Source organism: uncultured Imperialibacter sp. (genome assembly GCF_963974565.1).
Taxonomy (GTDB): domain Bacteria; phylum Bacteroidota; class Bacteroidia; order Cytophagales; family Cyclobacteriaceae; genus Imperialibacter; species Imperialibacter roseus.
On the sequence record NZ_CAXBCJ010000020.1, the window covers coordinates 1 to 19,359 of the forward strand.

Genomic DNA, 19,359 nt, shown 5'->3' on the forward strand with positions numbered 1-19,359 from the left:
TTACTGACTAAAGAGGTTACATCGGCAGGGGAGGAGAGAGTAACCTCTTTAGTTCAAGGCGTTACATCTGCAGGGACGCAAAAAGAACCTCTTTAGTTTTTCACCAAAAAGCTCTTAAACGCAATCTTCTGGCGTTTCCAGGTGTAGGTAACGGCCACGGTGTCGCCGTACTGGATGATGGCGGGGTAGGAGAACTCCTCCTCTTCCGTGCCTTTGTCAATATCGACGATGGTGGGCCAGGTGAGGCCGTTGTCGGTGGAAACACCGAGCGATAGCGGAGACCGTGAACCCCAGTTGCCCGAGGTGTTATTGAAGGCCAGGGCCAGCATGCCGCCGGGTAGCTTCACCACGTCGATGCCGCTGTTGGGGTTGGGCAGCGAGGTCTTGTATACCGGTGACCAGGTAACACCGCCGTCTTCAGAATCGCTGCGGCAGATGGCACCAGCCGAGCTCCTTAGCAACATGTGGACTTTGTCCGGAGCAGACTCCCATAGCGTGGGCTGGATGATGCCTTCGCCTTCAATGGCTGTTCTGTCCAGGGGTAGAAACTCCGATTTAGTCCATGTTTTTCCGTTGTCGGTGCTGCGGTCCACAAAGGCATCCCATACCTTGTTGGTTTCCTTGGAGGAGCCCGACAGCAGTGAGCCGTCTGCTAATGTGATGGGTTTGTTTCTTACCGGGCCCCGGCCTCCCTTGTCGCCTGCTACCAGTTCGGCAGGGGCTGACCAGGTGGCACCATTGTCGGTGGTGCGGATCCACCAGGTTTCCCAGTTGTCGATGGTTTTGCCTACTTTAAAATAGAGGATGATATCGCCGGAGGCTTCTTTGAAAAGCACAGGGTTCCAGTGGGCATCTTCACGAATTTTGGCCACCTCAACGGGTCTTGAGAAGTTGCCTGCGTTGCCTTTGGTGAGCCAAATGCCCACATCATCGTGCTTTTCGTGGGTGCCGCCAAACCAGGCAACGAGGAAGTTCCCGTCGTTGGTGCGAACGAGGGTGGAGGCGTGGGCCTGGGCGAAGTCACGGTCGTCGCCGAAAACGAAGTCGGAGGTGAGGGGCGTGACGGTGGGTTTGGGTTGTTGTCGCACCGTTTGTTTTGTTTTTGGCTTACAGGAGCCTATGAAGATCAAAATTGTTATGATGATACTTGCAGTTTGAATGTTTTTATTAAAAATTATGCTCATAAGGTTCGAATTAAGTTGCGGCCATCTGGATTAGCTTTGTGCTATAAAATAGCCTCGGTTGTCGAAAGTTGCTTTTCGTCCTCAAGCCGGACGGGCTGTTACTTTTTCTTGCCGTTCCCGGATGGGACAAAAAGTAACCAAAAGTCAACGAAAAATTAACGCACTGGCCAATTACACGCACCCGGCCGCCATTTTTCGCCCTCCCTCCTGGTTGGGCGCTGCTCGAATCAGAAACCTCGCTAATAAAAAGATGGCATTAACGGGGTATCGAATTCTAAATTAGGATCACATCGCCTTTGAGCCCACTAGTTTGTAGGCTTTGCCGTCTGTTTTCGTGAAAATGTATAGTTCGCCGTCGCCGTCGGTGCCCAGTCGTAAATCCACTTTTTTGCAGTCGCAAATGTCTTTGAAGTTCACCGGCTTGCCATTCATGCTCACCTGCCACTTTTTGATCGTAGCCTGCTGGCCAAGTTTCAGGTCGGCGATGTTGACATAGGCCAACCAGCCCTGCACAATGTCGCCAAACACATATTTCCCTTTCAGCTCAAGCACATCCGATCCCAGGTACTCGAAGCCACCCAGGATGGCATTGCCCTCGTCGTGGTCGTACTGTGCCACCGGGTAGGTGATGGGGTCGTTAGGTCCAATGGTATTGGCGAATACTTTGTACATATCGTCGTAGGGATCGATCACGAAGGTTCCTTCTCTGTAAGGCCAGCCATAGTTACGCCCCGGCTGAATCATGTAAAGAGACTCAATGCTATGATGACCAACGTTAGAAGCCAGCATTTCACCCGACTGAAGCCAGGTAAGTCTATGAGGATTTCTGAAGCCCTTGGCATAAATCTCTTTTACTGTGTTGGGATTGGCATCACTCACAAAGGGATTGGAAGCTGGTATGCCATAGTTTCCATTTTTACTGTTGGTGCCTGCAGGATCAATCCGGAAGATAGAGCCCCAGGCTGTTTGCAGGTTATCGATAAGGAAGGCGTATCCGTTTTCGGCCGCACCACCATCACCCAGGCCAACGTAAAGAAGGCCATAATCAGCATCGCCCTTTTTTACCAGTGGGTTGAAGCGGATGTCCTGCATGCCATGAATTTGCGTCACCATATTGATGCGGAACAGCTCACGGTGACTGGTAGAAGTGAATGGGGCTTTGGCGGCAGGATCGGTTGTCCATTCTGTTAGAATCCATTGTAGCTTCACCGGAATAGAATCAGCGTAGGCAAAGTCGGCGGGTTTGGTGCCTGCGGGCTCGGTGTGGGTGGTGTAGAGCAGGCCGTTTGTGCTGAACTCAGGATGGAAGGCAAAGCTGCCGAACCCGGTGGCCAGGCCGGGCTGCCTGATGAAGTTTGGCATTAGCTCAGCCATGTCCATGTACAACTTTGGTTGTCCGTTCACCATTTCATACAACCTGCCATTCAAATCCACCACGAAGCTCCTTTTGGTACCGGGCAGCTGATCCATTTTGGTCATCCTGTTGATCGGCTGCTTGTCGCTTGATGCAGGGAGCCCTGTTATTTCCTTCATAGCTACTACTATGTCCGATGTTTGGATAGTGTCGGGGATAGGGTTTTTCAGGGCTTCTCCTTTGTCAGTGCCTCCACCAAATACGGGTGCTTCTTTCGTATTGATATAAGCAATTACCTGGTCAATCTGCTCATCTGATAAGTATGAAAAGGAGGGCATGTAGGAATTAAATTTCTTAAACAACATCACAGCCCTTTCGTCGCCCGAGTCAATCATTTGCTGAGGGTTCTTCACAAAGTTTTTGATCCAGTCAGCCGATACTTCTTTGGTGAGTCCTCCCAGCTGCGGCCCAATGCCTGCCTGCATAAAATTATGACAAGCCCCGCAGGTCATGTCAAATGTGGCCTGACCGGCTGCAATCACTGCTTCGTCGGTAGAAATATTGTTGTTGTCGTTTTTTGTTTCACCACCGCAGGAAGTGACTACCAGCAAGATCAAAAGCAGATAGCTTAGGCTCAGAAGGGAGGTTGTTTTCATTAGTAAAATAGTTTTTAGGCAAGTATGTGTAGTATCAAATAAATAATGCGGGTCTATATTAGTCAAAGATCAGCAAAGTGGAAAAGGAATGGTTGGTCAATGGGGCAGGCGGTTTCTTTGTTTGGTTGACTTACCACTATGACGAAATTTCCTTCATTGTCACCTACCAATTAGTAACTTTGTGTCAATATATTTCAAGCGACGCCCCATGAGTAACAAGGAATCAAAATTTTATGCGATCACCAAGATGAAATGCCCCCGGTGCCATGAAGGTGACTTGTTCCCCGGGAGCAACCATTTCAGCTTTTCGAAGTTCACTCATATGTACAAGACATGCCAGGTATGCAACCAGTCTTTTGAGCCTGAGCCTGGTTATTACTTTGGGGCCATGTTTGTCAGCTATGGTATCAACTCAGTCATTTTTGTAGCCGTTTGGGCAATCCTTGCTATGATTGTGGAAGAGGTGACACTTACGATGATGATGGTGGCCATTGTCACGATCGTTGTGGGGCTGCTGCCATTCAACTACCGCTTTTCCAGAAGCATCTGGATCAACATGATGGTGAAGTACAAAGGAACCAGTTTAAAAAAGGATTAGCGTATTATCCGTTCTTGAAAAGATTGAAGTTCAGGAGCCCTGATCCGTCATCTGACTCAGCTTTTTCTTCTCTGCGCTTCTGTCGTTCCTTTTTCCGCTTTCTCTTTTCCCGGGCTTTTTGCCTTTTCTTTTTCGTGTCTTTGGCGATGATGTAATGAGCAGAGAGGCCCGTTGAAAAAGTGAACCAATCAGAGTGATTGACTTCATAGGCGGGTTTGATGTCGGCTGAAATGACAATCGGTAGCCCCGGGAGCTTCATTTCAGCGCCGAGTATGGCGTCGTAGCCATAATAGTTTCCCTGTTCTTTTTGTTCTCCCAAATGCAAGCCGGCTCCGGTGTATATATTGAAGCCTTTGCCAATCAAAGGAAAATGTTGTTCAATGAGCAGCGTACTGCTGTACTGGCTGGGGTAGGCTGCGAAAATGCCTTCGAGTGTTGTTTTAGCAAATAGCTTCTGCTTTGCCGTGATGCCATAGTGCTCGTTGCCAAAGCGGACGCCGAGGGCAGTGGAGTATTTCTGTGCCTGGACTGAAACAGCCAGAAAAAGCAATGGGATAAATATTTTAGACATGGCTAGCTTTAACTTTTAACTGAACGACTTATTGGATCAGTTATTTTCTTACTGCCATGGTGTGTGCCATTATCTTGCCAATTAGCGCAGTTGTTTGATTATTTCTTCTAAAAGCTTTTGAATTTCTTTTTGTGAAGCTTCAATCGCTTCCGTGACTTCGGTGCTGGCACCACCCACTTCCATGTCTTTCACGCTGCCAAGTGCCTTCACGTACCAGTCGGCCCAGGCGCTGAGGATTTGAGTTTCTTCAGATGCACTGGCTCCGTCCTTTACGGCTTGCTTGCTCAACTCAGCTTCGGCATTCAGCCTGTTGGTGGCCGCATTCTTTATTTCGCTGATGATGGACAGAGCAGTTTGATGATCAGCGTTGACCAGGGTGAAAGCAGAGGCAAGAGCAGCGGTGGCCACATTCTTCTCGGTTGCTTTAGATACTTTGTCCAGCCGGTCGTTGTCAGTGTGGTAAAACTGGTCAGTGAAATGCCAAAGCAGCAAACCAGGGATGTTGGCTTCCAGAAAAGGCACGTGATCGCTGCCGCCTTCGAATGGGTTGTAGCTCACTTGCCAGTTGGCCTGAGTGCCTTGTTCCAAAAATCGATTCAATATGAAGTCGTTAAAATAGTGAGGTTTCATGTCGGCCATGGTCACATCGCCCGCTCCCCACTCGGTATGTTTGTCGTTGCCCCGTGTCCAGATGGCGCTGGGGTCGGGCATTTTTTCGATCAGGAACGAGCCTCCTGTCACCGCTGTGTTTTCTCCCACCATGTCGAGGCTGATGCCCCATTTGATATGAGAAGCCCTTAGCGAGTCTTCTTCTATGTAGCGCCTGGTGGAGACTATTTCGTCACCCCACAGAAATGTGATGGTTCTTTTCGGATCGAATTTGTTCTCCTTCATCAGTTTCGCCGTTACAGCTGCCATTTCTACCTGGGTGCCTGTGCCTGAGGCGTTGTCGTTGGCACCGGGCTCCTGCACATGGGCGCTGAATACCAGTCTTTCATCGGGCACTTGCGAACCTCTCACATTGGCCACCACGGTGAGTTCTTCGGAGGGGTAGATTTTAGTGTTGATTTTGATATTCAGCTCTGTCTTTCCCTTGGCCATAGCATTCTTCAGCTTCTCCCTTGCCTCCCACGACAAAGCCACGCACCAGGCATCTTTGCCTTCCTGATAAGGGATGCTCCTGAACTGAATAGACGTCACGTTTTTCTCGGGCTGGAGGTAATCCGGGTTGTTGTACGTAAGCAAAGCCAGGGCGCCACCTTTTTGAACGGCCTGTTCGAATGCCTGCCGGGGATTGGCATCTGCCAGGGCAATTTTTCCTTTTAAGCTTCCGGCTGCTATTCCCTCAATATCTTCAACAAAAACGACCTCTCCGCCAATGCCAGCCTCTGGGGTGCTGGTGGAGTAGATCGGCAGCATGTTTCTGTTGGTAGCGAAGCTAAGTAATGGGCTGGCGTCGCCTTTGATAGACAATTCCCCGTTCACTGGCTCCCAGGTGGGTTTGGATAATGCCCTTTTCTCGATACGGTAAACAAGCCTGTTGTCCTTTGTGGCGTTTTCTTCCGGCACATAGCCTGCTCTCTGCAATTCAGACACAATTCGGTAGATGCTGGAGTCGAAGCCTGTATTGCCAGCCAGTCGCCAGAATTGTTCCACGTAGGCAGTGGTTTCGTAAGCCAGGTCGCCGGTTACTTCCGGCCTCACCAGGTCAAAATAGGCGCTTGAAGGATTTGGCGTTTCAGTAGTTGGTTGAGCGCAACTCAATAAAATGAATGTGAGAGGGAATAGGGCAATGTTTTTCATGATCAAAGGTAAAAAATGGGAGTAGATATTAAACAAATGTTAGTTGCCATTCCAGGCTCCGTCGAAATTTCAATCAATTTCATTAAATTTGATTTATGGAAATGAAAGTAAAAATACCCTTTCAGCAGCTTCTCAGAGCAGTGCGGACATTGACCCCGGCAGAAAAATCCAAGTTGAGGGATGAGCTCAAGGAGGATATGGTGGAAAAAGATGACAAGTCATCATTTGTCGAGATGTTAATTGATGGGCCTGTCTTTTCAAAAGAAGAAATCAAAGTGATTGAATCCAACAGAAAAAGCATTGCAGCATGGCGGACAAAAGGCTAATGCTGGATTCTACAATCCTGATAGACTATTTTCGCAAGACGAACAAGAGCAATTCTCGTCTTGTCAATCATTTCAAATTATACGATCGGCTTTACATCTCCAGTGTAACCGAGTTTGAAGTAATTAATGGCGCTTCACCGGATCATACAGCATTCTGGGATCGCATGCTAGAGCGAATCACGATCCTTGAATTTGACAGCAAAGCGGCCCGAATGGCGGCCGAAATCGTAAAACAACTGAAGCACCTGCGCAAAAGCATTGACAAGCCCGACCTGTTTATTGCAGCCACTGCAATTGTTCATCAACTCACTTTGGATACGTCAAACAAGAAGCATTTTGTTCACATCCCGAATCTTGACCTACTTTCAGATTGATTTTAGGCGTGTGGGATCGGACTTGAAAAACCGAAACACCACACCCATATCAAAGCAAAGAGATTTGAAGAATTAGTCGCTTAGAAGTAATTCCTTCCACCACCAACCCGAGTCTTTCACTGTGCGCTGTTGCGTTTCGTAGTCGACATGCACAAGCCCGAAGCGGGGCTCGTAGCCTTCACTCCACTCGAAATTGTCGGTGAGGGTCCACACAAAATAGCCGTCAACGTCAACGCCTTCTTTTTTGGCACGGAGCACTTGCAGCAGGTATTCTTCGAAGAATTTGATGCGGCGACGGTCGTTCACTGCCCCATTGTTGATCTGGTCCGGCAGGCAAACACCATTTTCCGTCACCACTAGTTTTTTGATGCCCTCGTAGCTGCCAAAGCGCTTGAGCATGTGGTAAATGCCTTCCGGGAAGATTTCGAAATTCATGGAGTTCATTTCTACATTCCGCTTTGTGGCGGGCACTTCTTTGGCAAAGAGGCCGAGCGAAAACAAAGAGTATTTTGAAACGATGCGGAAGTAATTCTGAATGCCGATAAAGTCGAATTCGAACGGGAGCTTTTCCTCATCACCGGCCTTCATGAATTTTTCTATCCGTTTGAGGATAGGAACAGCCTTTGTTGGGTAACCAAGTCCCAACCCTGGCTCCACATACAGTCTGTTGAAAACGGCGTCCATCCGGTTGGCGGCTTCCACATTCCAGGGTAGTTTGTCTACAGGGTCTACGTGGGAGCAGGAATACGTAGTGCCTATGTTGGCATGAGGCACATTGTAGCGAACAATTCGCCCGCCCTCGGCCTGGCACATCGTTGTGTGATGCGCTGCACTAAGGAACGAGTCCAGTCCTTTTACGCCAGGGGCATGATAGCCAGCCATGTAACCCAGCCCGGTGAAAGCCATGGGCTCGTTGAGTACCATCCAGTTTTGTGCTTTGTCGCCATATTGTCTGGTCACCAGATCAACATATTCGGTGAACCACCCAATAATATCCCGGTTGGCCCAACCGCCATGGTCTTGCAGTGCCTGCGGTAAGTCCCAGTGATAGAGTGTGATCCACGGAGTGATGCCATTTTCCAGGCAGTAGTCAATCACCCGGTGGTAGAAGTCGACACCTTTGCTGTTGACGTGGCCAGTGCCGCTGGGAAGCAACCTTGGCCAGGCAATTGAAAACCTGAAGGAGTCGAACCCCATCAGTTTCACCAGGTCAATGTCTTGTTCGTAGCGATGGTAAAAGTCGGTGGCTACCTTGGCATGGTCACCTGTTTTGATTTTGCCTTTGGTGTGGGTAAACCGATCCCAAACCGACTCGCCTTTGCCATCTTTGTTCCAGGCACCCTCAGTTTGGAAAGCGGCGGTGGCAACTCCCCATGTGAAGTCATTGCCAAAATCAACCCGGCTGAAGGGGCGGATGTCTTCCAAAAGCTCATGATTGACGCTTGTTTTTGTTGTGCCCTTATTTAGCATTCTCGTGGGTCGACTTGGCTACGCTTTATATTGTTCGGTTTTCCTGAAGCAAACGGCAAAGATAAGGAGGATTATGAAGGCCAAAAATATGGAGGTGGTAAACCTGTTGATCCAGCTAAAATAATCGACAACAGAAAGTGCCAAAAGAATGCCAGGGAGGAAAAGAATGAGTGAGAGCATTTTTGAAAGGGAACCTTTTTGGATAAGAAGTGTACCGAGCCAGGCAAACACGGCGGCCAGCAGCCCCCACTTTGCCCAGGTGAATAGTGGTAGAAAATTAATGTAGGGGCTAAAGCTCATTCCGCCTTCCATGTACCCGGAGGTAATGCGAAGCATCATGATGTTTTCCAACAGGTCGCTGCTGAATATGACAAGCCCTGCCCAGGCCATGCTCTTTACCAGAGGCTGGTTGGAGACAACGCCGAGTTTGTAGATGAAAAATGCCAGAAAAGAGCTGTAAACGGCCATAAAAACGAAGTCGAAATAATTTACTCTGTCCAGCCCCAAAATTTCTTCTTTGTCCAATACTTCCAGTGTGTTAACCACATCCGATGACGAATGCACAAATTCGAGGGCTATAATCAGGCTTTTGTAGGGCTGTAGAGCCTTTTCGTTGGGCAGCGAAACACTCCTCATGAGTCCGAGGCAAACGACCAACGGTAAAATAAAAAGCCCAAGACTGCGAAGAGGATAGTTGGGATTATTGATCATTGAATTAATTTAGCGCACTTAAGATTTGAGGAACTCAAAGCTGATCTACAATATAAGCCATCTGTGGTTTAGTAGATGTAATTCAAACTAAACATTTAGATTTGTTCAAATAATCCGATAAATTCAAGCCTTCTAGATAAGACCAAAAACTAATAACTATGAAAAACCTGAAATCACTTCTTTTGCTTGCAGTAATTCCGTTCGTTGTTTCCTGTAGCTCAGGCGACAAAAAGGCTGCATCTGCTGAAGAAGCCACTAAGGAAACCGCCGTTGACAAAGTTGAAAAAGAATTTAACTACCCCATTCCTACCTCTTTCGAAGTAACTAAAATGCTTCAGGATGCGCAGGCAGGATTTGTCTTGGGAATAACCAATGATGCTGAAAATGCTGATCAGTATGTTACTGCATATAGCAAGGCAGTGAATCTGGGCGTTTATGGTGCCGATTTGAGCTACGCCAGTACTTACAACCGTCAGCAAGAGACAATGGATTTTCTTAACGCTTCCAGAAAGCTGATCCAGAGCCTCAATATCTCCTCTGGCTTTAGCATGGAAATGGCTCGCCGGGTGGAGAACAATCTTCAAAACAAGGACTCACTGATCAATATTATCACTGAGGCTTTCTACGACACCTACACTTTCCTTAACCGCAGCTCACAAGAAAGAACTTCGCTGCTAGTGCTTGCTGGTAGTGTGGTGGAAGGATTGTATATCTCATCGAACCTGGTTATCAGCAGTGGCTATGACCAAAAGCTGTTGGATGTTATCGCTGGCCAAAAGTCGCAAGTGTCGAAGCTGGTTGACTTACTTGGCGAATTTTCTGATGACGAGAATGTGCAAAAGGTGCTTCCAGCTCTTCAGGGAATCAAAGAAGCATATAGCAAAGTAGGCGATAAGCTGACAGCTGAGCAATTTGATGACTTGCAGGTAGCCATCGAATCAATCCGTACGCAGATAGTTACACCATAATTTAATTGCTTGAGTTAGTTCCTATTCCCCGGCTATGACCGAGTCGATTGTAAATGCATTAATGCATCTGTTCGCCATCATTGAGAGTGTCAAAGAGGACGATCAGTTTGACTCGGTTCAATTAGTGATTAAGCCTTATCTTAACAGGAGCCTGAACAACGAGGAGCTAACTCAAGCATATCTTGACCTCTACAATAATTACCTCTCTTTTCACAGAAGCCAACCCCGCACAGGCGACGAGGAAGCACTTCTGGCCACTGACGTAGAGAGTATTTTGCAGGTTACCAAAATCTGCAATCAGCTCAATCAGGAGCTTCTTCAGCATGAACGTATCATTGTATTTCTCCAGCTTCTGGAGCTCATTTTTGCCGACGGAAAAGTAACTGACCGAGAAGAACAGTTTGTTATGCTGGTGGGTATGAACTTCAGCATACCCAGCAAAGAAGTAAATGACATCAAGGCTTTTGTGCTTAACAAAGATGGCAAGGGCATGGACACCCAGCGGGGGCTGGTGATCGACAACCGTGCCACCGAATGGTCGGATGACATAGCCTGGATGATGAAAAAGAAGAAAGTGGCCGGGGCCACCGAGTTTCATCACATGCGGGTGGAAAACATGTTTGGGAAGATACTCGTGCTTCATATTGCAAGTATCAACACCTTCTTTTTCCGGTACGACGGCCCCCTCAACCTTTATGTAGAGAGCAACAAAATTGTCAAAAGTAAGTCGTATCAGCTCAAGCCCGGGTCTATAATCAAAGGCAAGACGATCAAGCCGATTTACGAAACTGAAATCACCAAAAAGTTTCTTGAAGACCATAAGCGGGGGCACATTGTCCTGACCGGGAGGAACCTCACCTTCCAATTCAAAAACAGCGACAATGGCATCCATCCCTTCAATTTTTCGGAAGAGTCGGGCACGCTGGTGGGCGTAATGGGTGGCAGTGGCGTGGGGAAGTCGACATTGCTGAACCTGCTGAATGGCAAAATTGAACCGACTGAGGGGAGAGTGACTCTGAACGGCTTTAGCATGGAAAATGCCGCCCGTTATGGAATGATAGGCTTTGTGCCACAGGACGATCTGTTGTTTGAGGAGCTCACAGTGTACCAAAACCTTTTCTTCAATGCGCAGATGTGCTTCAGCGAGTTTAGCAAGGAGCAGCTTGAGGAAACTGTTGACAAAGTGCTCCACGAGCTCGACTTGTATGAGATCAGAGACCTTCGGGTCGGCGATCCTTTGAACAAATCTATTTCAGGTGGGCAACGAAAAAGACTGAACATTGCCCTTGAGCTGCTGCGTGAACCAGCCTTGTTGTATGTGGATGAGCCAACCTCCGGCCTTTCCTCTATGGACTCTGAGAAGGTGATGTGGCTGCTTAAAGACCTGACCCGCAAGGGCAAGCTTGTTATTGTGATCATTCACCAGCCTTCGTCGGACATTTACAAGTTGTTTGATAAGCTCTGGATGCTGGACAGGGGCGGTTACCCCATCTACAATGGCAACCCTATTGATGCTGTTGTTTATTTCAAAAGCGAGAGTACGCAGGTAAATGCCACCGAAAGCGAGTGCCCGCATTGTGGCAACGTGATTCCCGAGCAGATTCTTCAGATCGTTGAAACGAAAACCATTGATGACGACGGGCGCCCTACGGCCGAAAGAAAAATCAAACCAAGCGATTGGTTTCATAAGTACAAAGAGAAGATTGAGCCGTTTGTTCCTCAGCTGCGTCACGACACGTCCATTCCCAAGTCCAATTTCAGGCTGCCCAGCTCACTCAAGCAGTTTTTGATTTATAGTAAGCGGAACGTGCTGTCGAAGGTGGCTAATAAGCAGTATATCCTTATCAACTTGTTGGAGGCACCTGTGCTGGCATTTATTCTTGGTTATTTTTCTAAGTACTCAAGCGGACTTGAGTATAACCTGGCGGAGAACAAGAACCTGCCGGTGTATCTCTTTATGGCGGTGGTGGTTTCCTTGTTTATTGGGATGTCGGTGAGTGCAGAGGAGATTTTCAAAGACCGAAAAATTATTGAACGGGAGTCGTTTCTCAACCTTAGCCGGTTCAGTTATATCAATTCCAAGGTGAGCTTTCTATTCACACTGTCGGCTTTTCAAATGCTGACATTTGTGGTTATAGGTAATTTTATCCTGGAAATCCATGGCCTTTCTCTCTACTACTGGCTGCTGCTTTTCTCTACGGCTTGCTTTGCCAACCTGGTGGGGCTTACCATATCGTCCGCTTTTAACTCGGTGATCACCATTTACATTTTGATTCCCTTCATTTTGGTGCCGCAGCTGCTGCTGGGAGGGGCCATGATCAAGTTCGATGACCTTCACAAGTCGCTTACGAACAGGGTCTATGTGCCATTTATCGGCGATGTGATGGCGTCACGATGGGCTTATGAGGCCATTGCGGTGGCACAGTTCAAGGAGAATGCCTATGAGAAGCATTTCTTTGAAGCGGAGAAAAAGATCAGTGCCGCTTCGTTCAATATCTCATTTAAAATTCCGGAACTAGAGGTCATCACTAACTCTCTGATGCAGGATGAGAACAAGGAATCAGAGAGTTTTGAGGCAAGGCTCGATATCCTCCGAAACGAACTGGACAGGCTGGGGAAAAAGGCAGAGATGCAGCCTTTTACGTTTGCTAATAACCTGACACCGAAGAGCTTTACACAAAATATTGGGAAAAATGTATTGAGTTACCTCGAATCGCTGACTAGGGCATTCACCGTTAAAATGGAAGATGCCGCCAATGAACAAGAAGGGATTTACAATGGATTGTCCCGAAGGATCGGAAAGGATGAGATTTTGGTTCTCAAAAAATCATCCTTCAACGAGGCACTGTCTGATATTTTATTGAACAGGAATGAAATTAAGGTACTCTATTATGGAGCCGACCAGCTGATTCAAAAGAAGGATCCCGTATTAATGGAGCCTGAGTCCAACCTGGGAAGAGCACATTTTTATGCTCCCGTGAAAATCTTTTTAGGCTACCGCATTGATACCTTCTGGTTCAACCTCATGGTACTGTGGTGCATGACCGGGCTGCTTTACGTGCTCCTGGTTAAAGATTTCTTTGGCAGGGCAATGAAAGGCGTATGGCGCACAAGGCTGCGCAAGGAATAGCCTAGCTTAACTCTTCAATGAGGTGTGTTTGCCCCAAAAAGGTGACCTTTTCCCCCTTCTTTTTTCCAAAAAACGCCTGCCCCAGTGGTGAGCCCGGTGAAATCACAAAGTAGTCTTTCCCATCAAGTGATACTTTGCCCAGGCTGGCAGCAAAGTAATAGTGCCCAAGCGACGTTTTGACCATGCTTCCCAACTGGACAGCGCCGGGCGTTTTGGATGGATCAATAGATTTTAATACTTGCAACAGCTTTTGGGCTTCGCCTGCTTGTGTTGCATTTTTCTCAATTTCCTGCTGCATCATGGCCCTCCCGGTTTCATACTTGTCGCCTGCACTGCTTTTCGTTTCTGAATTGGCAGCCTCCCTGGCCTCGGCAATAGCACTATTGGCGGTATCAATCCTTGACTTCACATGATCAATGCACGTTTGCAAAAGCTGTTGTTTGACTTCCATAGAGCGAAGGAAAAGTATTGATTTCAGATATTTTTTAAGGGAGAACTCAAATGTAAATAGAATTAAACATTTTTAAACTTTGGATTGCTCATTACCTTTGGTTTGGCGATTAGTATCAGACTATGAATAAAACCCTTATAAGATTCACATTCACCGCTCTTATTTTTTTAGGGCTAAACATAAAAACGTTTGGCCAGGGGTATGATATAAAAATAACTGTGGAAGGTATGCAGGACAGCGTGGCCTACCTGGGCTATGTGTTCGGCGATCAACGGTTTCTGACTGATACCACCCGGGCGACTGCTCCCGGCGTGTATCGTTTTACAGGAGCGAAGGAGCTGCCTACAGGCATCTACTTTCTTTACACCCCTAATTACTTTCTGGAGTTGATAGTAAAGGAGCAGAAGTTCAGCCTGAAGACTACCAAAGAGGGAGCCTTCCGAACCATGGAGGTGACATCATCGCCGGAGAACTTGGTGTTCAAAGAATTTCAATTGGGAATGGTGGAGCTTCAAACCCAGAAGCAAGCCATAAGAAAGAAGCTGGAGCAGGCTTCCACAGCAGCCGACTCTTCGGCTATTTTTGAAGAAGACAAGCAGGTAAATGAAAAACTGAATGACTTCAGGCAAAACCTCATTGCCAAGTATCCCGAATCGTTTGTAGCCAAGTTTGTACGCCTGATGGCATTGCCCGATGTGCCTGGCATACCTGAGTATAGCGAAGTGACCGATGACCTGGAAAGGGGCAGGTTGAAATACGAGTACTACAAAAGGAAGTATTTTGAAAGCATCGATTTTGATGATTCGGGACTGCTCAGGACGCCCGTATTGAAGTCGCCGGTTATCCATTTTCTCGACAAAGTGGTGATTCAGCATCCTGACACTATCAATGTGTCTGTAGACAAGATAATGACCAAAGTGCTTGATCAGCCCGATGCGTTCAGGTTTTGGCTGGTTACGCTGTTTAAAAAATACCAGGAGTCTAAAATCATGGGCATGGATGGTGTAATGGTGAACCTGGCAGAAAAGTATTACCTCACCGATAAGGCAGACTGGCTGAGCAATGAAGACAAAGAAAAACTTGCTGAGGAAGTGGAGTTTGTGAGCCCCAACCTTGTTGGTAAGCAGGCTCCCACTCTTCAATTGCTGGATACCTTGCTATCACCGATCAACCTGAGTCAGGTAAAGGCCGAGTTCACCATTCTCTTTTTTTATGACCCAAACTGTGGGCACTGCAAGAAGTCAACGCCGGTGCTTTTGGAAGAATACCATCGACTGAAAGACAGTGGAGTGGAAGTGATGGGCATCTGCATATCGACCGATATTGAGGAGTGGCGCCGGTTTGTATATGAGTATGAGCTCGATTGGATCAATGGCGCTGATCCTTACTTCAGAAGCAATATGCGCCGGGACTACAATGTAAGAACCACTCCGCAGGTTTATATACTCGATAAAAATAAAAAGATCATTGCTAAGAAGCTGGAGGTAGAACAGCTGGCAGGGTTTATTGAGCAATATCGGGCTGTGCAGCGCCCTGCTGGGGAGGATTAAATAGTATTAGTTGTGCTTGGGTTTTTTTTGCGCTAAATTTTTGGCTGAAACCTACTAACAATGACAACTCCCCGCTCCTTTGCAAGCTGTTTTGCTTTATTTATTCTTGTTTCCTTTCTTTTTTCATCGTGTGAAAAAGCTTCTGGCGACTACAGTGGCTGGCCTGCCTACGCCGGATCCAAAATGGGTGAAAGGTATTCTTCGAATGATCAAATCAACAAGCAGAATGTAAGTAAGCTACGGGAGGCCTGGCGCTACAGCACGGGAGACAAAGACCCAAAAAACCGGTCGCAAATCCAATGCAACCCAATCATTGTCGACGGGGTACTGTATGGCACTTCCGCAGAGTCAAAGCTATTTGCCCTGGACGCTGCGACTGGTGCGGAAAGGTGGGTTTTTGATCCTTTCAAGGAGACCCGGGAGCAGCTAACCGAGGACAGGTTTTGGTTTGCGGTGAACCGGGGAGTGATGTACTGGGCGGATGAAGCTGGTAACGATAGCCGTATTTATTACAGTATTGCTGAGAACCTGTATGCCGTAAATACAGAGACGGGCCAGCTGGTGAAAAGCTTTGGGAAAGGTGGGCATATTGATCTTAGGGAGCAGCTGGATACCGACCTGGATATCAGCAAAACGTATGCTTCTGGCACCACGCCCGGGGTTATTTTCAACGACCTGATCATCATGGGCATGCGGTTGTCGGAAGGGCCTGATGCCCTGCCCGGCCACATCAGGGCTTTTGATGTGAGAACCGGTGAGCGGAAATGGATCTTTCACACGATTCCTCATCCTGGCGAAAAAGGCTACGACACCTGGGAAGATCCTGATGCCTGGAAAAAAATAGGAGGAGCCAACGACTGGTCGGGTATGTCGTTGGACGAAGAACGGGGCATCGTTTTCGTATCGACTGGCACGGCCAACCCCGACTTTTACGGAGGCTTTCGCAAGGGCGAGAACCTTTTTGCCAATTGCGTCATAGCGCTGGACGCTGGCACGGGCAAATATATCTGGCACTATCAGGTGGTGCACCATGACCTGTGGGACAGGGATCTGGCTACCAATCCTATCCTTACCACTGTCAATCATGAAGGAAAAATGGTGGACGCTGTGGCGCAGATTACCAAGCACGGTTATGTTTTTCTTCTGGAGAGAGAAACAGGAGACCCGATCTTTCCGATTGAGGAGGTGCCGGTACCCACCTTCGCACTTGACGGTGAAGCGCCCTGGCCAACGCAGCCTGTGCCCACCCTGCCGGAGCCGTTTGCCCGGCAGTCGTTCACTGAAGCAGATGTGTATGGCACCACTCCGGAGGCTTATGCGTATCTGCTGGAGAAATTTAAGACAGTAAAATATAGTGAGGCATTTACGCCTCCAAGCAAAGAGGGCTCCTGGATTTTCCCTGGCTATGATGGCGGCGGAGAGTGGGGTGGGGCTTCGGTTGACCCTGAGTCGGGTATCCTGTATGTGAATTCCAGCGAAATGCCCTGGGCCTTGCACATGGTGGAGGCGCCCGCCACTAGCACAGGTGGCTCTTCTTTGAAGGGCATTGGTCAGGGTGTTTACAACAAGTATTGCATGTCGTGTCATGGGCCCGAAAGAAAGGGCAATGGAGCGGCTTATCCGTCGCTGATTGATTTGAACCAACGCTACAATAAAGCACAGCTGTCCACCCTCATTTCAACCGGCAAAAATATGATGCCAGCTTTCAAGCAAATTCCTGATGGGGAGCAGGAAGCCTTGATGGCGTTTGTGCTCGACTTGGAGGACAAGGAGGCGGTACCGGAAGTGGATGGCAATAAAATTCAGGCCCGGACACCCGAGATCCCCTTCAGGATGACTGGGTACAACCGCTTCATAGACGAAAACGGATATCCCGGCATTAAACCACCCTGGGGAACGCTGAACGCTGTTGACCTCAACACGGGCAAGCTGCTTTGGAAGAAGACGCTGGGAGAGTTGAAAGAATTGACTGAAAAGGGTATTCCGGCGACTGGCACTGAAAACTATGGAGGGCCCGTTTCCACCAAAGGCGGCCTGGTGTTTATTGCAGCCACCAAGGATGAAAAGATAAGGGCGTTCGACAAAGTAAGTGGCGAGGTGCTCTGGGAAGCTGACCTACCGGCCTCGGGCTTTGCTACTCCGGCTGTGTATATGGTGGATGGTAAGCAATACGTTGTGATCGCCTGCGGTGGTGGTAAAATCGGAGCAAAGTCGGGTGATGAATACGTGGCGTTTGCGTTGCCGGAGTAAGGCTAGCCGGGCATCAGGGCTTTGAGCGTTGCTTCCTTGTAGCTGGCACCGATAGGGATGCCCTTTTTTTCTATCATCACCATATTGCCCTCGATCACACGCACCCGGTTGATGGGCACAATGTATGATTTATGCACCCGCATAAACATGTGGGCGGGAAGTATTTCTTCCAGTCTTTTTAGCGACTCAAGGGCTATGATTCTTTTGCCATCGGCAGTAAAGTACGATACATACTCTCTCAACCCTTCAATGTATAGGATGTCTGCCAGTGGCAGCCTGTATATCTTGTGGTCAGCGTGAACTACAATAAAATCCGGCTGACTGGTGTTGCCTGAACTCCCCGTTTTATTGTGGAGGATCTTTGTGGCCTTGTTCACGCCGTGGAGGAATCGTTCAATGCTTACAGGCTTCACCAGGTAGTCCACTACATCGAGTTCATATCCCTCAAGTGCATATTCGGGGTAGGCTGTGGTGAAAATAACAACTGGCTTTTTTTCAAGTGACTTCAAAAATTGGATGCCGGTAAGATCTGGCATCTGAATGTCGAGAAACATGAGATCGACGGAAGTGGTCTGTAGAAGCTCCATGGCCTCCAGTGGACTTTTGAATGAACCTATGAGCTCCAGCGTCGGGATTTTGGACACGTATTCTTTGATCAGGGCCCTGGCCAGCTCTTCATCGTCGACGATGATGCAACGGATTTTGCTTGAGGGGCTCATGATAACAATATTTTCATCTCGACGGTAAACTCTTCGGCAGTGTCCCAGGTTTTTAGCTCATGCCGTCCAGGGTAAATAAGCTCAAGCCTTCTTTTGACGTTGGCTATGCCAATACCACCCTCTTTGTCTTTCGATTTCTTGTTAGCAGAAAGACTGTTTTGGCATCGGAAGGTGAGTAGGTCGGCTTCTACCTTCAGGTCGATACTGATTCTCCCCTTAGAGGTATCTTCAATATTGCCGTGTTTGAAGGCATTTTCCACAAACGGGGTAAGCAGCATGGGGGCTAAGTAAACATCTTCAGGCGTGTCGTATTCGAACTTTATGTTGTCCTTGATGTCGTTGTCTTTAAGAATGTAAATGGCGATGTAGTTGTTGATATAGGCAACCTCTTTCGATACCGGCACACGCTCTTTGTTCTCACTCTCGTAAATATTGTATTTCAGCATATCAGAGAGCTTCAGCACCACTTCGGGTGTTTTGTCGGACTTCAGTAGCGACAGTGTATAGATATTGTTCATCGCATTGAAAAGAAAGTGTGGATTGATCTGCGACTTAAGGAACCGAAGCTCGGAGTCCAACTTTTCACTTTTCAGCATCAGGGTTTCCTTTATTCTTTCGCTGGCAATTTGGGTCACTTTGTAAATGGTGGTTAGCAGGATGATGGTGCCTGTTTGGATGAACATCGGAAACCACATGATACGACGACTAAATCCAGGCTCAGCCCTGGCTCTAAACGACCATTCACCGTCTTCTGGTTGGTTTTGCATCCGCAGATTTTCGGACGGCATTCTGTTGTTAAATGGCTGCATCCGATCCGAAAAACCGTCTGGTTTATAGGCGTCGAGTAAGTTGATCTCATGGAAGAATGTAAGTATGGAGGCACCGATTATGATGAGGAGGATAATCAACGAGGCGGAGGCTGCTTTTGATTGACTGCTTACATATTTGGGTGTTAGCACAGCCATGTTAAAGTAAGCAAGGGGTATGATGACACTGAGGTTAATGACGCTTTGGGTAAGTGCCTTTTCAAAGGTGAAAGGGCCGTTGAGAACAAAGACATAGAATGAGAGAAAACCCAACCAAAAGGCTGCATGTGATAGATATGTCTTGATCGTAATCGGTTTTGGCATCGTCGCAATTTAAATAGGGTCGAAAGATACCCACCCAACTTATTATACTCAAACCTATTCAATCTACGCATCGATTTTATCACCCAACACATCGTAAATGCCTACCATCGTGAA

Annotated in this window: 16 protein-coding genes; 7 read left to right on the plus strand and 9 right to left on the minus strand. The window is 47.8% G+C overall.

Going from position 1 to position 19,359, the window contains the following annotated elements:
- Window positions 1–92 precede the first annotated feature (92 nt).
- A complete protein-coding gene (locus tag AAC052_RS22155; protein ID WP_339815542.1) occupies window positions 93–1,184 on the minus strand; it encodes a sialidase family protein in 1,092 nt (363 codons plus the stop codon).
- 285 nt (window positions 1,185–1,469) lie between these two features.
- Window positions 1,470–3,194: a PQQ-dependent sugar dehydrogenase gene (locus tag AAC052_RS22160; protein WP_339815543.1), complete on the minus strand. Its 1,725-nt coding sequence runs from the start codon at window positions 3,192–3,194 to the stop codon at window positions 1,470–1,472.
- A 208-nt stretch (window positions 3,195–3,402) separates the two neighbouring features.
- On the opposite strand from AAC052_RS22160, the gene AAC052_RS22165 reads away from it, so the two are divergent.
- The gene (locus AAC052_RS22165) at window positions 3,403–3,792 is read left to right on the plus strand and encodes a DUF983 domain-containing protein (protein WP_339815544.1); all 390 of its coding nucleotides are present in this window, start codon (window positions 3,403–3,405) and stop codon (window positions 3,790–3,792) included.
- Window positions 3,793–3,796: 4 nt separating this feature from the next.
- Here the strand turns inward: AAC052_RS22165 and AAC052_RS22170 are convergent, their stop codons facing one another.
- On the minus strand, window positions 3,797–4,363 hold the full coding sequence (locus AAC052_RS22170) for a hypothetical protein (RefSeq protein ID WP_317489842.1): 567 nt from the start codon (window positions 4,361–4,363) through the stop codon (window positions 3,797–3,799).
- Window positions 4,364–4,444: 81 nt separating this feature from the next.
- Window positions 4,445–6,166: a M28 family peptidase gene (locus AAC052_RS22175; RefSeq protein ID WP_339815545.1), complete on the minus strand. Its 1,722-nt coding sequence runs from the start codon at window positions 6,164–6,166 to the stop codon at window positions 4,445–4,447.
- A gap of 95 nt (window positions 6,167–6,261) precedes the next feature.
- Here AAC052_RS22175 and AAC052_RS22180 point away from each other — a divergent pair, with 95 nt between their 5' ends.
- Together AAC052_RS22180 and AAC052_RS22185 are read left to right on the plus strand one after the other, a co-directional pair.
- On the plus strand, window positions 6,262–6,492 hold the full coding sequence (locus tag AAC052_RS22180) for a hypothetical protein (RefSeq protein WP_317489844.1): 231 nt from the start codon (window positions 6,262–6,264) through the stop codon (window positions 6,490–6,492).
- Window positions 6,474–6,866: a type II toxin-antitoxin system VapC family toxin gene (locus tag AAC052_RS22185; RefSeq protein ID WP_151997191.1), complete on the plus strand. Its 393-nt coding sequence runs from the start codon at window positions 6,474–6,476 to the stop codon at window positions 6,864–6,866. The genes AAC052_RS22180 and AAC052_RS22185 overlap by 19 nt, the downstream gene beginning before the upstream one ends.
- Window positions 6,867–6,938: 72 nt before the next feature.
- On the opposite strand, the gene AAC052_RS22190 is transcribed toward AAC052_RS22185, so the two are convergent.
- Both AAC052_RS22190 and AAC052_RS22195 read right to left on the minus strand, forming a co-directional pair.
- On the minus strand, window positions 6,939–8,336 hold the full coding sequence (locus tag AAC052_RS22190; RefSeq protein WP_339815546.1) for a GH1 family beta-glucosidase: 1,398 nt from the start codon (window positions 8,334–8,336) through the stop codon (window positions 6,939–6,941).
- A gap of 18 nt (window positions 8,337–8,354) precedes the next feature.
- Window positions 8,355–9,047 carry a hypothetical protein gene (locus AAC052_RS22195; RefSeq protein ID WP_317489846.1) on the minus strand — a complete coding sequence of 231 codons (693 nt, stop codon included), beginning with the start codon at window positions 9,045–9,047 and terminating at the stop codon, window positions 8,355–8,357.
- Window positions 9,048–9,205: 158 nt separating this feature from the next.
- Here AAC052_RS22195 and AAC052_RS22200 point away from each other — a divergent pair, with 158 nt between their 5' ends.
- Together AAC052_RS22200 and AAC052_RS22205 are read left to right on the plus strand one after the other, a co-directional pair.
- Window positions 9,206–10,015 carry a hypothetical protein gene (locus tag AAC052_RS22200; protein WP_317489847.1) on the plus strand — a complete coding sequence of 270 codons (810 nt, stop codon included), beginning with the start codon at window positions 9,206–9,208 and terminating at the stop codon, window positions 10,013–10,015.
- Between the two features lie 34 nt (window positions 10,016–10,049).
- Window positions 10,050–13,145 (plus strand): ATP-binding cassette domain-containing protein, encoded by a 3,096-nt coding sequence (locus tag AAC052_RS22205; protein ID WP_317489848.1) that lies wholly within the window; start codon window positions 10,050–10,052, stop codon window positions 13,143–13,145.
- 1 nt (window position 13,146) lies between these two features.
- Here the strand turns inward: AAC052_RS22205 and AAC052_RS22210 are convergent, their stop codons facing one another.
- Window positions 13,147–13,596 carry a 3-oxoacyl-ACP synthase gene (locus AAC052_RS22210; protein ID WP_317489849.1) on the minus strand — a complete coding sequence of 150 codons (450 nt, stop codon included), beginning with the start codon at window positions 13,594–13,596 and terminating at the stop codon, window positions 13,147–13,149.
- A gap of 122 nt (window positions 13,597–13,718) precedes the next feature.
- Between AAC052_RS22210 and AAC052_RS22215 the strand changes: the two genes are divergently transcribed.
- Window positions 13,719–15,146, plus strand: a complete 1,428-nt coding sequence (locus tag AAC052_RS22215; protein WP_339815547.1) for a redoxin domain-containing protein — start codon at window positions 13,719–13,721, stop codon at window positions 15,144–15,146.
- A gap of 60 nt (window positions 15,147–15,206) precedes the next feature.
- Window positions 15,207–17,396, plus strand: coding sequence for a PQQ-binding-like beta-propeller repeat protein (locus tag AAC052_RS22220; RefSeq protein WP_339815548.1), 2,190 nt, complete (start codon window positions 15,207–15,209; stop codon window positions 17,394–17,396).
- Window positions 17,397–17,398: 2 nt separating this feature from the next.
- On the opposite strand, the gene AAC052_RS22225 is transcribed toward AAC052_RS22220, so the two are convergent.
- Together AAC052_RS22225 and AAC052_RS22230 are read right to left on the minus strand one after the other, a co-directional pair.
- Complete coding sequence (locus AAC052_RS22225) at window positions 17,399–18,115, minus strand: LytTR family DNA-binding domain-containing protein (RefSeq protein ID WP_339815550.1); 717 nt, start codon at window positions 18,113–18,115, stop codon at window positions 17,399–17,401.
- A complete protein-coding gene (locus AAC052_RS22230; RefSeq protein WP_339815552.1) occupies window positions 18,112–19,245 on the minus strand; it encodes a histidine kinase in 1,134 nt (377 codons plus the stop codon). The genes AAC052_RS22225 and AAC052_RS22230 overlap by 4 nt, the downstream gene beginning before the upstream one ends.
- Between the last annotated feature and the right edge of the window lie 114 nt (window positions 19,246–19,359).